Below are 16009 nucleotides of genomic sequence, written 5' to 3'. Positions count from 1 at the left end.
TTCGGAGGGGGAAACTTAAAATTTAACTTGATGCTAGAGTTTTTACTAATGAATTAATCATACTTTGAAATTCTTGATTATTAATTTTCATAAAATTTCTAGCTACTTCAATACACATTCTCTGACCTTCATTAGGAAGCTCTGCCTGATTTGCCGCCGATTCTTCTTCCACGTTATCAAAGAAGAAGCTCATAGCTACATTAATTGCTTCCGCAATAGCGTATAATCTTCCTGCAGAAATTCGATTACTACCATTTTCATATTTTTGTACTTGCTGATGAGTTACACCAATTTTTTCAGCTAATTCTTGTCTGGAAAAACCAAGAAATATTCTTCTAGCTTTAATTCTTTTCCCAATAATTTGGTCAATTTTCATTAACCTACCAACTTTTCTAGCCATAAAACCCTCTCTTTAACAAAATATAGTTAATTATTTATATTCACTTAACTATATATACATTGTTATTACACGAAAATCAATAACTATTTGTTAATTTTGATTGTATAGTTTAAATTTTATTAGTAATTATAGTTGATATTATAGCAAAACCTCTTAACCAATTTGTAATGCCTATTAATTTTCAAAATTTTTCTGTTAAATATATATTTACTAAGCTATTAATGAAAACTATTCACTATAAAAGATCTGAAATATATGACTGAAATAGCAAGCTTAAAAGCCGCCCTTCACCAAAATATCCAAGATATAGAATCAATTGATATACAAGATAACTCTTACCTACACGCAGGCCATGCAGGTTATAAGGAAGGATATATTACCCATATCAAAATAACTATATCCTCTCCCAGCCTTGTGCATTTAAGCAAGGTAAAACAACATCAAATAATTTATAAAGCTTTAGCTGCTTTTATGAACAATCCACTTCATGCAATTGAAATAAAAGTATGTAATGGAAATTAAAAAAGCACCTATTAGTGTGAAGAAACTATTTTTAAGCCTAACACTCCAATAAGAATTAAACCTACAAATATCATACGTAGTAATAATACAGGCTCATTAAATAATATGATACCCGCTATAACAGCACCTATTGCACCAATACCTGTCCATATAGCATAAGCAGTACCTAACGGAATTGTTCTAACTGAAACACCAAGCAATATAACACTTATAATCATAGCTATAATAGTAAACACTGAGGGCCACAATTTAGTAAAACTTTCACTATATTTCAGCCCTATAGCCCACATAATTTCAAATAATCCAGCTAATAATAACATGACCCAAGCCATACCCAACCTCATTAACAAATAATTTATGGCAACCAACGTAGCGCACTTTATAGCAAAAGCAATAGCTACTCAAAAGCCGGATAAATAAAAGTTATTTTCACGTCCAAAATCCTAATATTTAAGGCTAATCTTTATTTAAAAGATACTTACTTTAGAAAGATTAAGGAAAAATAAAGATTTTTAGTAGCAATTATATATTAGAAACAGAGTTTATTTAACATAAATGTTACCAAAGACTGATTGGAACATTAAAACCATCTTTAATCCCTAACTTTTAAATAATCATAATAATCGTAAACAATATTAAAAAGCAATGCAAGAAAAACAGAATTTAAGCAAAATTGTTAATTTTATATTTCAAACGCTCGCGCCTTTTAAGCTATTAATCATTGGACAATTTGTGATCTCAATGATGTGGGCTATTGATTTATCTTTAAGACCTTATTTACTTAAAAAGATAATCGATTTACTGCCTATAATTGATCCTCAATCATCTTATTCAGCGCTAGTTATTCCTGCTCTATGTTATATTGCCATGTCAGCACTTATTACTATAATTAGCCGTCTTTACGATTTTTTATCGCTTAAACTTTATCCCCCATTAAAACAACATACTGGTTTAATTTTACTTGAACGAATGTCCAATCACTCCTACAGCTTTTATCAAAATCATTTTGCAGGAAGTTTAACTAATAAGATTAATGATGTAATGAATGGCATACCAGAACTTATTACCAAGTTTATTGATCCATTTTTTAGCAACGCTCTTGCCTTAATCTTTGCAATTAGTGCACTTTGGTCGGTTAATATTCATTTTGCGGCAGCTCTGTTTTTATGGGTAATATGTTTTATCCTATTTGCCATTAAATTTTCCACTTCAATTCGCATTATCAGCACTGATATAGCAGAAAAAAGATCAAGCCTTATCGGCATCATAGTCGATATTTTAAGCAATATGATCAGCGTACGCCTTTTTACCGGTAAAAAGACCGAGCAAAAAACCTTAAAAAATATTTTTAACATTTTCACCCAAGCAGAACAAAGGCGTGTTTACTTTTTTATAAAAATATTTACCCTTCAAGGGCTATCGTTTATCTTTTATCAAAGCTTGTGTTTATTTTGGCTGATCAGCGGTTATAAAAATGGCCAGGTAAGTGCCGGAGATTTTGTATTAGTGTTAACTATTAATATTTCAACTATTGACCATTTATGGTCATTAGCACGCGATATTGGTAAATATGTAGAACTTATAGGTAATATTTCTCAAGGTCTTAATTTAATCTTATCCCCTGTAGAGATTGAAGATAAGCCAACTGCTAAACCGCTTAAAATCACCGCAGGCAAAATTATTTTTAAAAAAGTTAAATTTCATTATAAAGGCTCCTCCCCTTTATTTGAGAATTTAAGCGTTACTATTAAAGCCGGCCAAAAAATAGGTATGGTTGGCTATTCAGGAAGTGGGAAAACATCTTTTGTTAATTTAATTTTACGCCAATTTGAGATCTCTCAAGGTAGTATCTTAATAGATGAGCAGGATATTAGAAAAGTTACCCAAGAGTCTTTATATCGTGCTATAGGTGTCATTCCTCAAGAGCCCGCCTTATTTCATCGCACCCTGATGGATAACATTCGTTATGGCAGAATTAATTCTACTGATGACGAAGTAATAGAAGCAGCTAAAAAAGCCTATGCTCACGAATTTATCATTCAACTTCCTGAAGGGTATAACTCCCTAGTAGGGGAAAGAGGGGTTAAACTTTCAGGCGGGCAAAGGCAAAGAATTGCGATAGCTAGGGCAATCCTTAAAAACGCCCCTATTCTAATTCTTGATGAAGCCACCAGCCAGCTTGACTCGTTAACAGAAAATCAAATTCAAGACTCCTTATGGAAATTAATGCAAGGTAAAACTACTCTAGTCATAGCACATAGATTATCTACCTTACTGAACATGGATCGGTTACTGATATTCGATCAAGGCAAGATTATAGAAGACGGCACCCATAAACAACTGATAGCACAAGGCGGCCTTTATAAAACCCTATGGGAAGCACAGGTTGGAGGCTTTTTACCTGAACATAATGAAGATCAGCAACCTCTTTTATCACCAACTACTGAGATTGTATATCCTCCCAACTTATAGCAGATTAAGGATGCATGCCATACCAGGACCAAGCTTAGATACGCTTTTAATCAGGCTAGCTGGCTGCATATTCTTTATATCTTTATTTTACAAACTGAAAATTCAGTTTATTAAGATCTAAAAAGATTAAAAAAGCTATAAGAAAAGCAATATAATTATGTTGTCCATTCTTCAATGAAAAAATTTCAACTACACCTATGAATCTCATAGCCAATATATTAAACAGCCGTTTTATGGGGAATCAGCAATGTATCTAGCTCCCAACCGATTATATTCAATATAATTTGAAACTATAATCAAGTAATATCATCATCTTCTAAAGCAATTGTTGTTTTTTACTTAGGTTCTTCTGTTTAATATTATTTGTAGTATGTAGGCCATGTATTTTGGGACGGCTACTATCAGTTATAATAGTAGTAAGGATCATTTTTTTGCTTAATGTTGTCATAAGCTTGTTCTTGCTCACGTAATGCTATGCCCTTATTGATCTTTTGATCAAATAATTTTAATTCTTCTCCAGAAGGCCTATTAAAAGTTCTGTATATATCTTTAAGTGAGCAATTAAAAGCTATGTTGATAGCCTTTTCATCTACCCCTAGTTTAATCAGCAAAGGAATTAGCTCTAACCTACTAAACATTGCGGCAAGCAGCAGGGCAGTAAATTTTTCACCCTCTTCTCTATGTTCATCATTATCATCAACATACTCTACAAAATGTTCAACTTCTTGATTTAAAAAGTCTTTTATGTTTACGTTGGCTTTTTTAAGAGCTTTTAATAATAATATAATTATTTTCTTATTAGCTTTAGTATTAGGAACAGTAATAGCGATATGAAAAGGAGTTTTAAAATTACAATTGGCAATTGTCGGATCAGCCTTATAGGATAAAAGTAATTCAACACCTTCTAAAAAATTATTCCATGCTGCTCTGCTGTACCTAAGGCTGTTCCCTTATGCATATTCTGCGTGTTAACCTCTATTTCTTCTGAATTTAAAAGTATTCGTATTATATCTAAGTTTCTGTTTTTTGCTGCGTGATGTAAGGCAGTATTGCCTAGAGTATCAGCAGCATTAACATCTACTTTTTCATTAACCAAAGATCGTACTGTCTCATTCTCACCAAATTTTGTAGCAATAATAATTCTTCTATTATTTCTATCTTTTAATTTTTCTGATGAATTTAGTATAATTCCCTCGTGGCATGTATTAATATTTTTTATATTAACGAGTAGTATTTAATACTTCAACAATCAAAAGGGAGAAATTGCAGAGATAAAAAAAGGCTAATAAATCAAAGGGTTAGTACAACCAAAAGATTAAATCAGCCATAAAAATAGATATTATAAGATTATATTATTACCTAGATGAATTTAGTAAAATTTATTAGGAATGGTAAGAGCTAAGTTCTTACTAATAATAAAACAAGGCAAAAGATAAGGAGAATTAAACTTAACAACATTATTCACTTTGACCAATTTTATACACTTTAATTTACCCAAGCCTTAAATTTACTGATATTCGATTGGATCTACTATGCCTGCTTCTTTGAATCCTCTAAGTCTTAACAAGCAAGCATCACACTCTCCGCAAGACACCCCTGCACTATTTGGACTATAACAACTATGGGTAATGGAGTAATCTACACCCAGCCCTATTCCTGTAGTAATAATTTCAGCTTTAGTCATTTTCATTAATGGTGCATGAATCTTAAAGTTTCCTTCATTAGCTCCTTGCTTAGTTGCAAGGTTTGCTAATTTTTCAAATGCCTCTAAATATTCCGCTCTGCAATCTGGGTAATTACTATAATCTATTGCATTTACTCCTATAAATATATCTGAAGCCCCTACTCTTTCAGCATATCCTAAAGCAATGCTTAAAAATATAGTATTACGTGCCGGCACATAAGTTACAGGAATTTCCTCCCCTAATGCATTTTTTGGTACTTCGATATCACTATCTGTAAGTGCAGAACCACCAATCTCATTAAGATTAAGCCTTATCAGTTTATGCTCTTTTAAAGCAAAATTTTTAGCTACGGCCGCTACCGCTTGCAGCTCAGCTTTATGCCTTTGCCCATAATCAAAGCTAATGCCATAAGTTTCATAACCTTGTGCTTTAACTATTGCTAAAACTGTTGAAGAATCTAAACCTCCGCTAATTAATATCACTCCCCTTTTAGTCATCTTGTTACCTGCATTAAAGTTTCAGCCTTTATAGCATCTTATCATTAACAATCGGTTAATAACTATAATGAATTTATATTAATTATTATTGAGAAGAACCTTTATCCTTATAAATCAGTAGCTTACTAATATAACTTTTCGCTATTTAGTATAGATCTCACTTCTGTAAGTTTTTTATTCAGTTCCGGGAACTTTTCTGATAATGACTGAGTAACAATTTCCAGCCCTGATACTAAATCTAAACACGCATTAGCTGTTATTTTGCACTCATTTATTCCTTCCTTTAGTGAAGTATCTAATTGCTCTTGGATTTGGTTATATTGGTCCATCAGATCTAATTTTTGCTCATCACTAAGGCTTGTTATTTCTCTTAATGCCCTTAATATTTGTGCTTTTTTCTCTATGTTATCTATTACTTTATGCGGCATAATTGTTTATCCCATATCATATTTGGAGTTTTAAACTTTATTAATATGCAATTAATACTCTTTTAACAAAAGGTTTATTTATTGTTGCATAAGCATAAATATCATATTTAACACACTGTCAACTTAAATATCATATATGCAATATTTGTATTACTTGAAATATATAAATTTATAAATTTTAATGCTAAAATGTTATAATTAAGTTATCTAAGTAAAGTAAAATCACAGAAATACAAAAATTTATGGAATATAATCTTACTTCTATTACAGGTCGTCTAAACTACCTTAGAACTCTTACCAGGCTTAGCAGGAATGAAATATTTAAAAAATATAATATTCCTGAAATAACACTTCGTCTGTGGGAAAATGGCAAGATTCCAATTACCGCAAAGGGTATAAAAAGATGCTTAGCATTATATGCTCAAGAAGGACTTATAGTTACCGAAGAATGGCTAAAGTATGGTAAAGGCAGCAAGCCCTTATTTGATGCAAATTTATGGCAAGCACCATTATTATCACAAAATGATTTTAATAGCGATACCTCTAGAAATATAAACGACCTTTCACAAGATGCCGCTTTTTTAAAAGAACTTCACCCCAGTTTAATGATATTTAATATCATAGATGAAAATATGAGTCCTATTTATAATGTAGGAGATTTTGTTGCCGGCTTTATTACAGAAACTAAATTACAGGAATTGAATAACACCGATTGCTTAGTATGGCTTGGAAACGGAAATTTAGTATTTCGTAGAGTCATTATAACATCTGATAAAACATCCAACTTAACTATCATTAACCCTTTTGTAAAAATTAATGAGCCAATAATTTATAACGCGGATATTAAACAGATTATCCCTATTAAATTTCATCGGAAGAAATAACTTATAAGCTACATTATAAAGTTATTATATGCAGCTTATTCCTCATCTATTGCGCTTGGTTTTTAAATTCGCTAAACGAGACTACCTTATTGAGGTTAGTAGCTTGAATATCTTCAATGAATGAATAGTAATATGTTTGATCCAAATCTAATTTATAAGCCTTATAAACATTATTAAGCAAATTTTCTGTCCATGAAGTTAAACCATGTATATAGCAGACTATGTGATAATCATCCTTATTAGTAGCTGTATTTGAGGATATATTGTTTTCTGCTAATATATCCTGCATACATTTCATTTGCTCTTCATTATATACACATAGAGCTCCGATCTTTTTATCAGAATCTACTAAAATTAAGCTCCCAGTATTATCACATAGGTAATATTCTACTATCTCCTTCTCTTTTCTAATAGAGTTGACTAATTCAATAAATTTTTCATGTTTAAATATGCTAGGTACAAACAGATTACCAAAAGTTTGCCTTATATGCTCTGATTTTTTATCAAAAAACCTTACGTTATTATTTACAATCAAACTTCTCAATTCTTCTACCACTGTAAAGCTATGCTTTTTAACATATTGATCTATTAAGCCTTTGTTAAAGGCATCTATAGCTATCTTTTCATCTGCCACTCCAGTTAACAGAATCTTATATATATTTTGATCTTTTACTTTACTTAAGATATCTAAGCCAGTGTGCCCATACATCTCATAATCAACTATAATTGCAGATATATTGTTAAACCGCTTTGGATTATATAGATTACAATAAATTGATTGCGCTTCCAGGCCAACAATAACATCTTCTTCATCATTACGATCAATTTTTAAAGGATTATTAGTAGTTTCTTCTTTATAACTTGCTAGATAAGCACTTGCTTGATGGGGATTGCTAAAGAGTTTATACACATTTTCTTCATCTGGCATCACAGCAACCAAAGCATCTAAATAATCTTGATTATCATCTATTAAAACTACAGTTGTGGGATGGTTAAATAAACTTAAGTTTGATATTGAACCTTTCATAAATATATTCCTTAATATAGCATTAAAACTAATTAATAAATTTACATTGACCAATTGATACCATAAAAAGGTTAACAAATAATTAACTATGTAGGTTATTTATATGCTTTTTAGGTCTTTTGTATTTTTCTTGTTATTGCAGTAGCATAAAATTTAGCTTGCCTGGATATCAATATAAAAGAACTATATTTTAGGAAATTTGATTGAAAATTCAGTGAATATACCCTCTTGAGAATCACATTTGATGCTACCTCCTATTGATTCCATCACCATTTTACAAAAAGCCAGCCCTAAACCTGTACCATATTTTGAACGAGTAAAGAATTTCTCAAAGATATTAGGCAGTATATTTTTAGGTATACCTTTTGCTGTATCACGGAAATATAAAATATTGTCCTTCTCCCCAAGTTCTATACGTATGGTAATGCTTCCTTTACCCATTTCATGTATATAAAATAACGCATTTTTGAGCAAATTAAATAATACATGCATTATCATGTATTCATTTCCTAAAAACTCAAAATTGTGAATATTATCAAGATTTATCAGGACCTTTTCCTGTTCTTTTAGCGGATACTCTTCTAGCACCTTATTAATAATATTTTGCATAGAACATGTTACTAGCTGCCCAGCTTGGGTGTTATCATTGATCTTGGCAAGGAGCATATCAATGGTTAATAAAGCACTTTTATTTATTTTTCCTATATGTTCCGGTGCTGCTTTAATATTCTCAAGCTCTCGTTCTCTTATCTCAGGAACTTTAATTCCGCCCTCTTTTGCTAATTTATAGCTATTAATTAACTCAGGAACTTTAGTTTTGAGATTGAAAATTGTTGCAGATATAGCTCCAAGCGGTGTACGCATTTCATGCGCGATTGTTCCGCCTAATGCTCTTAAAGAGTCTAATTTTTGTTGATGCACCTGTTCTTTTTTATAAGAAAATATAATTCCTATAACTATAACTGCAAAGAAGGTAGCAATAATATCTTTTAAGGTTATGGCACCTAAATTGATAAAATCATAATAGCTTTTAAACAACATAACTCCTAAGCCGCTTCCTACTAATAAAGCTATAATAAAACTTAAGATATCTAAAATTAATAACATAAAAAACATGGCAGCAACTGAGTTCATTAACCATACAGCAGAAATCTTATTAACTAATGTCATAAAGGTAAAAAAGAATGGCAAGCAATAAATTACTACCACATGCCAATAAACGTTAAACAACCTACTATACCGCACTGGCCAATAATTCACTAAAATAAGTGGGACGCATAAACTACTAGCTACCATCCTAAGAACAAGGCTGAGGTTAGAGTGAGATACTTTATAATCGAATATAAAATAATATAGGAGGTAATTAATAAACATAATTACCCCAAAAGCAAAAATTTGTTTTTTATGGTGACTATAATAATCAGTGAAATGTTGGTTAATCGCTTGTAAGATCGGCATTATTTTTATTTAAATTAAAGACTTCATTAGATAAATTATGCCACATTTTTATTTGGTGTTCACTGATAAAATTAAAACCCTGGATTACTTTTTCAGGTGTATGATTCCAAATGTCTTGTAATTCTTTCTCGGTTGTTTCGAAATGCTTTACTAAAGCATGTACTTTAAAAAATATTTGTCCTTTTTTATTAACACCCATGCTATCCACTAGCTTAAGAAGATTAATATAGTCTATATTATCTAAACGCTCATAAGCAGAAAACGCACTTAGCCTAGCATTATGATCATTGGTATGTAACCAACGTAAATGTTCTTTATTGAACTCCTTAATGCAAGGTAAATAGCTTTCTTCTTCAATAAGCTCTTTATCTAATTTTACTCCTAAAGTCTCTGCAAAATCTAAATATAATTGTTCATGTGAGCGTGCAGAACCATTAAATTCTTCAGCCATATTATGTAAGACCATGTCTTTCGTACTTTTATCTTCTGCATGATTACCTAAATACCATAAAAATTCATGAAAATGCCCTCGAGCATGATAAAATATCTTACAGAAATAAGCTTTTTGTTCCCAAGCCCACTTACTAGTTAATTGAGGTTTGAATAGGTCTATTGCTCGAACTTTATTTTGGTAATTTGCATCCCAATTATTAAGAAAAGAAAGTAATGTGCTAGCCTCATCATTCTCTCTATTATAAACTAAATCAATATTTTTCATCTTAAATCTCATATAATAAAATTATCTTAATAGTCGCTCATTTGCTTACTTAGCTAAATGTATATTTATTATTAAATAATTGCTTTAATTAATATTTTATAAATAATATGCCAAGTTAGACGTTACTATTTTCTTGTCAATAATAATTAAATAACTGTTTTTATTTGAATAAATGGTCACTAGGAGATAAATATAAACTTTAAAATCCTTTTGCACTTTTAAAAGCCATAAATCTTTTATAATCAACAACAAGCATAAAAAAGCAGCTAACAATCTCGTATTTAAATCATGATAAACGCTATTAGTAAAATACTACCAAACAAAATAAAAAACTGGATAATTAATAATTCCAAAAATACCAAATAATTTAGGTACAGAAGAATAATATTGAATATTATTTTTTAAGACAAACAACCTAGCTTATAAATAATTAAAATATTTGATCATCAATAAATCTTAACAAAATATTAGATATATACTATTGAAACATTAAGGTTAATGTATGCTTTTATAACATTATTAACTTAATGCAAAAATTTACATCAGCATGTTACATTAATATTAACTGTAATAACAAACAAGCATTAAGAAGTAAGTTTTTTTATAACTAATGGATTTTCAAGATGATTTATGATATAATTTTAATAAGTAATGGAATATTAAGCCTCTAGTTAGCATATGAATTACATAATAGAGATAGTTCTCTAAAAATCAATATTATAGGCCCACAAGACCATATAGGAAGCGCCAGTTTATCTGCTGGGGCAATGGAATTGTTTTGCCGAAGTCACCTCCTCAACCTTCGTCTCTGAATGTGGACTAATTGGATTAAACAGTTAAATAATAAACTGCTACAAGAAATGAAGTTAAGAATCAATAATGGCACTTATGTTATTTTAAATGCTAAATCAGGTAGACTAGATACTAGCAACTATTACTCCATATTAGAGGCCCTTAATTCTTATAAAGAACCTTATGAGGTAAGCAATCCTGATAAAATTCCAGGTATGGATCCTGTTGAAGATTGCCGTCCTTTACACTCTATATTCATACCAAGAGAAGGATCCATAGATTCTTTATCAGTTATAAATGCTTTAAAATACAATTTAAGCTTGCATCCTAATGTTACGTTTACTAATGATTTTGTTTCCAATCTCAACATTCAAGATTATAAAATCCAAAGCATATTGCTTGCATCCTGTAACTCCATTAGCGCTAAAGAAGTTATAATAACCAATGGGTCATTATTGAAGCAAGTACCAGAAGTTAATCGTAATACACCTTTAATGCTTGCAGGGGTAGGATATGCAATTATAGCAGAACAACATTCAATGGCACCTATTAAGCATGTAATACGTACACCTAATAGAGCTGGCGCCTGCGGATTACATGTTTTACCAAGAAATAATTATACTATTTATATCGGCGCTACTAATAACGTATATTTAGAACCACAAAACTCTGTTTCTATAGGGTTAATGCACTTTTTGTTAGAATGTGCTATGGCACAAGTAAATCAAAACATTTATCAACAAAGACTTGTTACTTATAAGGTAGGAAATCGTCCCGCCAGCATTGATACCTTTCCTTTAAATTGATACCTTTCCTTTAATTGGAAAAACTTCAATAAACGGTCTATGGTTAATGACAGGCACGTACCGAGATGGCTTCCCCACCAATCGCCATTAATAGCAGCTTTGCTTATCCCTGATTTCAAATCATCCAAGACAGCTTCCATTTTCTCTTCATTAATAGCTCTAGGTCTGCCCCCTCTTTTCCCCCGCCTTTTTGCTGCTTTAACTCCTGCCATCACTCTTTCGCGAGTTAAAGCTCTCTCATATTGAGCAAGTGATACAAAAAAGTTAAATAAAAGCTCGTCATGTGGAGTTGCAGTGTCCATTTGTTCGGTTAATGATCGAAAAGCTATTCCTCTTTGTTGTAAGCTTGTAATAATTTCTAATAAATGAGTCAATGAACGTCCTAGGCGACCTAGCTTCCAAGCAACAAGGCAGTCTCTATTTTGTAAAAAATCTAATGCTTTCTGTAAGCCGTTTCGTTTAGCAGGGATAATTTTAAAGACCCAAGAAAAATAAAGGCCGGCAATAAACCGACCTTAATTATAGCAAAGGATTAATAAGTGTGTTTAAAAAATTCCACGTTTTATCTCTTGCCTTGCTACCATATCTGCAAAACTCTCGGCTTGTTGAAATTTTGGGGATTTTAATTTTTCTTGTGCCTCTAGCTTTTCTAATCTTACCAGCTCTTCTTTTTTTGCTTCCTCGAAAATTATTATCAAATCATCATTAAGGACAATTGTAATCTCTCGCTTTTGGGTCTTTTTTATATAAGCGCTGGCTTTGCCTAAGGCGCTAGCTCCCTCTGCTCCTATTTTATTTCCTTGCAAGTGAAGAGATCTAAGAGCTTTATTAGTTTTTAAAGCTTCAGCTAAATCCTTAGCTCCAGCGTCTCCTATTCGATTACTACTTAATTTGAGAGAAGTAAGAGATTTGTTAATGTTTAAAGCATTAGCTAATTCTTGAGCTCCCGCAGCCCCTATGCTATTATAGCTTAAGTTAAAAGAAGTAAGAGTAGTGTTAGCTTGCAAAGCATCAGCTATTGCTGTAGCTCCCGCAGCTCCTATGCTATTATATCTTAAATTTAGAGAGCTAAGAGATTTGTTAATTTTTAAAGCATCAGCTATTGCTGTAGCTCCCGCAGCTCCTATACCATTATTTCTTAAATTAAGAGAAGTTAGAGTGGTATTAGCTTGCAAAGCATCAGCTATTGCTTGAGCTCCCTCTACTTCTATTTTATTACCTTCCAAGTTAAGAGAAGTAAGGGTTTTATTTGTTTTTAAAGCTTCAGCTAAATCCTTGGCTCCTGCAGCTCCTATGCTATTACATTCTAAGTTAAGAAAAGCAAGAGTATCTACGTCAAGAAAAGCAAGAGTAGTAGTATTAGCTTTTAAAGCAACAGCTGTTGCTATAGCTCCCGCAGCTTCTATGCTATTATTTCTTAAGTTAAGAGAAGTTAGAGTGGTATTAGTGTTTAAAGCATCTGCTATTGCTGTAGCTCCCTCTGCTCCTATGTAATCATTAGCTAATTCTAGAGAATTAAGAGTAGTGTTAGTTTTTAAAGCATCAGCTATTGTTTTAGCCCCCTCTGCTGCTATACCGCAGCTTGTTAATTCAAGAACAGTCATATGGTTAGTAATAACTTTAGCTTGATCATAAGTTACTTGGATAACTTCATTATTATAGCTTATGTTAATAGGTTCTGGTGGATTTTGGTCATTGCTAAGTTTAATAATATCTAATAGGAGGTTAATGAAATCATTATTGCGTGGGCTTTCATTTTGATTAAAATCAATCTTTAATAAGTAGTGCTTATTTTGTAGCTGATCATATGCTTTAATGTAATTAACTAAACCTTCTAAAGAATTTATAGTATATTCTATCTCAACTTTCTGCTTGCTATTGATTTTCTGCTGCTTTTGCTCTAAATCGTGTAATGCTTTTATAAGAGTTTCTACTGTAACTGCCTCTTGAGCGATTGGTGTAATTGCAGCTGCATTACCCTCAAAGTATCTATCAAGCTGAATATCATTGCCACTTTGCAGGTCTTTATATCTATATTCAATAAAAGTTTTTGCTAATTCTAGCGGAACTTGAAGCTTAGATAAGAAAGCAGTATCAATATATTTAGGATCAAACATCCCTTTAGCATAGTAGGCTAAAGCTTTTTTAACATATTTCTGCCATTTATTAGATACTAACCTGTGCCTAGCTAAATCTTTATTAGGAAGAAAACCAAAAAGATTGTAGATTACATCCAAAGGAAGCAAGCTATCATCAGGCTCATTATTTAAAGCAGATACTTGAGTATCTAAAGTTTCGTTAGTCATAATTAATACCTATATTATTATAATCCGCCAGATATTAATATTTAGCTAATAAAAAGTAAAGCCGTTAACTAAAACTAAGCTTCTATTTAGCAAAATGGCTTAGCTTCAAAACTATAAAAAAAGGCCGGCAATAAACCGACCTTAATTATAGCAAAGGATTAATGAATGTGTTTAAAAAATTCTACATTGTTTCTCTTGCCCTGCTACCATATCTACAAAATGAGATTTTGGGGATTTTAATTTTTCTTGCGCCTCTAGTTTTTCTAATCTTGCTAGCTCTTCTTCTCTGGCTGCATTAAAAGATTGCCCCAAATTATCATTAAGGACAATTGTAATATCTCTATTTTGAGTCATTTTTACATAAGCGCTGACTTTGCCTAAGGCGCTAGCTCCTGCAGCTCCTATGTTATTTTCTTCCAAGCTAAGAGAAGTAAGGGTTTTATTAGTTTGTAAAGCATATGCTATTGCTATAGCTCCCGCAGCTTCTATGTAATTAAGGGTTAAATCAAGATGAGCAAGAGCTTTGTTAGTTTTCAAAGCATCAGCTAAATCCTTGGCTCCCGCAGATTTTATGTAATTCATTCTCAAGTTAAGAAATCTAAGAGCTTTATTAATTTCTAAAGCATTAGCTAAATCCTTAGCTCCCGCAGCTCCTATTTCATTACGGGTTAAATCAAGATGAGTAAGAGCTGTATTAGTTTTTAAAGCTTTTGCTAAATCCTTAGCTCCTGCATCTCCTATGTTATTAATATCTAATTTAAGAGAAGTAAGAGCTTTATTGGCTGTTAAAGCATTAGCTAAATCTTTAGCACCCCCAACTTTTATATTATTATATGCCAAGTTAAGAGAAGTGAGAGCGGTATTAGTTTCCAAAGCATCAGCTAAATCCTTGGCTCCCGCATCTCTTACGCTATTCAATTCTAAGTTAAGAGAAGCAAGGGATTTGTTAACTTTTAAAGCACTAGCTAAATCCTTGGCTCCCGCATCTTTTATGCCATTCAGTTCTAAATCAAGAGAAGCAAGAGTAGTGTTAGTTTTTAAAGTATCAGCTAAATCCTTGGCTCCCGCAGCTCCTATGTCATTATATTTTAAGTCAAGAGAAGCAAGAGTTTTATTAGTGTTTAAAGTATCAGCTATTGCTATAGCTCCCGCAGTTCCTATGTCATTATATCCTAAGTTAAGAGAAGTTAGAGTGGTATTAGTTTTTAAATAGCCAGCTATTGTTTTAGCCCCCTCTGCTTTTATACCGCAGCTTGCTAATTCAAGAACAGTAATATGGTTAGCAATATGTTTGGCTTGATCGTAAGTGATTTGAATAACTTCATTATTATAGCTTATGTTAATAGATTGCTGGAGATTTTGGTCATTGCTAAGTTTAATAATATCTAATAAGGGGTTAATTAAATCTTGATTGATTGAGCTTTCATTTTGATTAATGTCAATCTTTAATAAGTAGTGCTTATCTTTGAGCTGATCATATGCTTTAATATAATTAACTAAATCTTCTAAAGAATTTATAGTATATTCTATCTCTACTTTCTGCTTGCTATTGATTTGCTGCTGCTTTTTCTCTAAATCTTCTAATATTGTTATAAGAGTTTCTACTGTAACTGTCTCTTGAGCGATTGGTGTAATTGCAGCTGCATTACCCTCAAAGTATCTATCAAGCTGGATATCATTTTTATCCTCTTGCAGGCCTTTATATCTATAATCTATAAAGGTTCTGGCGTGTTCTAGAGGAACTTGAAGCTTAGATAAGAAAGCTGTATCAATATATTTAGGATCAAACCTCCCTTTAGCATAGTAGACTAAAGCTTTTTTAGCATATTCCTGCCATTCCTTTAGTACTAGCTTGCCATTAGCAATATCTTTATTAGATGAGAAAAAGCTTAGAGTTTTGGTAGCCAACTCTTCTGGAAGAGAACTAAAGTTAGTAATAGGGCTGTTATCCGATGTAGTTACTTGAGCATTTAATGTTTCGTTAACCATAACTCATACCTATATTAATTATTAT

The 16009-nt window shown here is 31.8% G+C and carries 16 protein-coding genes and 1 pseudogene; 4 read left to right on the top strand and 13 right to left on the bottom strand.

Features of this window, described 5'->3' with window-relative positions:
• Positions 1 to 22 precede the first annotated feature (22 nt).
• Positions 23 to 400 (bottom strand): helix-turn-helix domain-containing protein, encoded by a 378-nt coding sequence (locus EF513_RS06160; RefSeq protein ID WP_125216525.1) that lies wholly within the window; start codon positions 398 to 400, stop codon positions 23 to 25.
• A gap of 255 nt (positions 401 to 655) precedes the next feature.
• Between EF513_RS06160 and EF513_RS06155 the strand changes: the two genes are divergently transcribed.
• Positions 656 to 922 (top strand): BolA family protein, encoded by a 267-nt coding sequence (locus EF513_RS06155; RefSeq protein ID WP_125216524.1) that lies wholly within the window; start codon positions 656 to 658, stop codon positions 920 to 922.
• Positions 923 to 933: 11 nt separating this feature from the next.
• Here the strand turns inward: EF513_RS06155 and EF513_RS06150 are convergent, their stop codons facing one another.
• Entirely contained in the window at positions 934 to 1254 is a 321-nt protein-coding gene (locus EF513_RS06150) for a DMT family transporter (protein WP_125216523.1), read from the bottom strand.
• A gap of 313 nt (positions 1255 to 1567) precedes the next feature.
• On the opposite strand from EF513_RS06150, the gene EF513_RS06145 reads away from it, so the two are divergent.
• Positions 1568 to 3394 carry an ABC transporter ATP-binding protein gene (locus EF513_RS06145; protein ID WP_125216522.1) on the top strand — a complete coding sequence of 609 codons (1827 nt, stop codon included), beginning with the start codon at positions 1568 to 1570 and terminating at the stop codon, positions 3392 to 3394.
• A gap of 401 nt (positions 3395 to 3795) precedes the next feature.
• Here the strand turns inward: EF513_RS06145 and EF513_RS08075 are convergent, their stop codons facing one another.
• The 5 genes and pseudogenes from EF513_RS08075 to EF513_RS06125 all read right to left on the bottom strand — a co-directional run bounded on the left by EF513_RS08075 (position 3796) and on the right by EF513_RS06125 (position 6004).
• Complete coding sequence (locus EF513_RS08075) at positions 3796 to 4032, bottom strand: hypothetical protein (protein WP_241208579.1); 237 nt, start codon at positions 4030 to 4032, stop codon at positions 3796 to 3798.
• A 9-nt stretch (positions 4033 to 4041) separates the two neighbouring features.
• Positions 4042 to 4263 (bottom strand): annotated as a pseudogene (locus EF513_RS08195) (hypothetical protein); the annotation flags it as partial.
• 35 nt (positions 4264 to 4298) lie between these two features.
• Complete coding sequence (locus EF513_RS08070) at positions 4299 to 4529, bottom strand: ankyrin repeat domain-containing protein (protein ID WP_277592635.1); 231 nt, start codon at positions 4527 to 4529, stop codon at positions 4299 to 4301.
• 372 nt (positions 4530 to 4901) lie between these two features.
• Positions 4902 to 5576, bottom strand: a complete 675-nt coding sequence (queC, locus tag EF513_RS06130; RefSeq protein ID WP_125216520.1) for a 7-cyano-7-deazaguanine synthase QueC — start codon at positions 5574 to 5576, stop codon at positions 4902 to 4904.
• Positions 5577 to 5701: 125 nt separating this feature from the next.
• Entirely contained in the window at positions 5702 to 6004 is a 303-nt protein-coding gene (locus EF513_RS06125) for a hypothetical protein (RefSeq protein ID WP_125216497.1), read from the bottom strand.
• A gap of 242 nt (positions 6005 to 6246) precedes the next feature.
• On the opposite strand from EF513_RS06125, the gene EF513_RS06120 reads away from it, so the two are divergent.
• Positions 6247 to 6888 carry a hypothetical protein gene (locus tag EF513_RS06120; protein WP_125216519.1) on the top strand — a complete coding sequence of 214 codons (642 nt, stop codon included), beginning with the start codon at positions 6247 to 6249 and terminating at the stop codon, positions 6886 to 6888.
• A 46-nt stretch (positions 6889 to 6934) separates the two neighbouring features.
• On the opposite strand, the gene EF513_RS06115 is transcribed toward EF513_RS06120, so the two are convergent.
• From EF513_RS06115 to EF513_RS06105, 3 genes are all read right to left on the bottom strand, one after another.
• Positions 6935 to 7915, bottom strand: a complete 981-nt coding sequence (locus tag EF513_RS06115; RefSeq protein ID WP_125216518.1) for a response regulator — start codon at positions 7913 to 7915, stop codon at positions 6935 to 6937.
• Positions 7916 to 8098: 183 nt separating this feature from the next.
• Positions 8099 to 9085 (bottom strand): sensor histidine kinase, encoded by a 987-nt coding sequence (locus EF513_RS06110; RefSeq protein WP_164503851.1) that lies wholly within the window; start codon positions 9083 to 9085, stop codon positions 8099 to 8101.
• Between the two features lie 265 nt (positions 9086 to 9350).
• Positions 9351 to 10091, bottom strand: a complete 741-nt coding sequence (locus EF513_RS06105; RefSeq protein WP_164503850.1) for an iron-containing redox enzyme family protein — start codon at positions 10089 to 10091, stop codon at positions 9351 to 9353.
• An 812-nt stretch (positions 10092 to 10903) separates the two neighbouring features.
• Here EF513_RS06105 and EF513_RS06100 point away from each other — a divergent pair.
• The gene (locus EF513_RS06100) at positions 10904 to 11689 is read left to right on the top strand and encodes an FAD-dependent oxidoreductase (protein WP_125216515.1); all 786 of its coding nucleotides are present in this window, start codon (positions 10904 to 10906) and stop codon (positions 11687 to 11689) included.
• Here the strand turns inward: EF513_RS06100 and EF513_RS06095 are convergent.
• The 3 genes from EF513_RS06095 to EF513_RS06085 all read right to left on the bottom strand — a co-directional run bounded on the left by EF513_RS06095 (position 11638) and on the right by EF513_RS06085 (position 15984).
• Positions 11638 to 12159, bottom strand: a complete 522-nt coding sequence (locus EF513_RS06095) for a recombinase family protein (protein WP_241208597.1) — start codon at positions 12157 to 12159, stop codon at positions 11638 to 11640. The genes EF513_RS06100 and EF513_RS06095 overlap by 52 nt on opposite strands.
• 75 nt (positions 12160 to 12234) lie before the next feature.
• Positions 12235 to 13995, bottom strand: a complete 1761-nt coding sequence (locus tag EF513_RS06090; protein WP_125216513.1) for an F-box protein — start codon at positions 13993 to 13995, stop codon at positions 12235 to 12237.
• Positions 13996 to 14166: 171 nt separating this feature from the next.
• Positions 14167 to 15984, bottom strand: coding sequence for a leucine-rich repeat domain-containing protein (locus EF513_RS06085; protein WP_125216512.1), 1818 nt, complete (start codon positions 15982 to 15984; stop codon positions 14167 to 14169).
• Positions 15985 to 16009 lie beyond the last annotated feature (25 nt).

It is taken from the genome of Rickettsiales endosymbiont of Stachyamoeba lipophora (assembly GCF_003932735.1).
Classification (GTDB): domain Bacteria; phylum Pseudomonadota; class Alphaproteobacteria; order Rickettsiales; family 33-17; genus RICK01.
The sequence above is the reverse complement of the archived record's forward strand: the minus strand, read 5'-3'. Positions and strand labels throughout refer to the sequence as shown.

Bases quoted from the DNA above. Each gene is read 5' to 3' on its own strand.
- EF513_RS06160 (WP_125216525.1), bottom strand. From the start codon at position 400: ATGGCTAGAAAAGTTGGTAGGTTAATGAAAATTGACCAAATTATTGGG.
- EF513_RS06155 (WP_125216524.1), top strand. From the start codon at position 656: ATGACTGAAATAGCAAGCTTAAAAGCCGCCCTTCACCAAAATATCCAA.
- EF513_RS06150 (WP_125216523.1), bottom strand. From the start codon at position 1,254: ATGGCTTGGGTCATGTTATTATTAGCTGGATTATTTGAAATTATGTGG.
- EF513_RS06145 (WP_125216522.1), top strand. From the start codon at position 1,568: ATGCAAGAAAAACAGAATTTAAGCAAAATTGTTAATTTTATATTTCAA.
- EF513_RS08075 (WP_241208579.1), bottom strand. From the start codon at position 4,032: ATGTTTAGTAGGTTAGAGCTAATTCCTTTGCTGATTAAACTAGGGGTA.
- queC (WP_125216520.1), bottom strand. From the start codon at position 5,576: ATGACTAAAAGGGGAGTGATATTAATTAGCGGAGGTTTAGATTCTTCA.
- EF513_RS06125 (WP_125216497.1), bottom strand. From the start codon at position 6,004: ATGCCGCATAAAGTAATAGATAACATAGAGAAAAAAGCACAAATATTA.
- EF513_RS06120 (WP_125216519.1), top strand. From the start codon at position 6,247: ATGGAATATAATCTTACTTCTATTACAGGTCGTCTAAACTACCTTAGA.
- EF513_RS06115 (WP_125216518.1), bottom strand. From the start codon at position 7,915: ATGAAAGGTTCAATATCAAACTTAAGTTTATTTAACCATCCCACAACT.
- EF513_RS06110 (WP_164503851.1), bottom strand. From the start codon at position 9,085: ATGACATTAGTTAATAAGATTTCTGCTGTATGGTTAATGAACTCAGTT.
- EF513_RS06105 (WP_164503850.1), bottom strand. From the start codon at position 10,091: ATGAAAAATATTGATTTAGTTTATAATAGAGAGAATGATGAGGCTAGC.
- EF513_RS06100 (WP_125216515.1), top strand. From the start codon at position 10,904: ATGTGGACTAATTGGATTAAACAGTTAAATAATAAACTGCTACAAGAA.
- EF513_RS06090 (WP_125216513.1), bottom strand. From the start codon at position 13,995: ATGACTAACGAAACTTTAGATACTCAAGTATCTGCTTTAAATAATGAG.
- EF513_RS06085 (WP_125216512.1), bottom strand. From the start codon at position 15,984: ATGGTTAACGAAACATTAAATGCTCAAGTAACTACATCGGATAACAGC.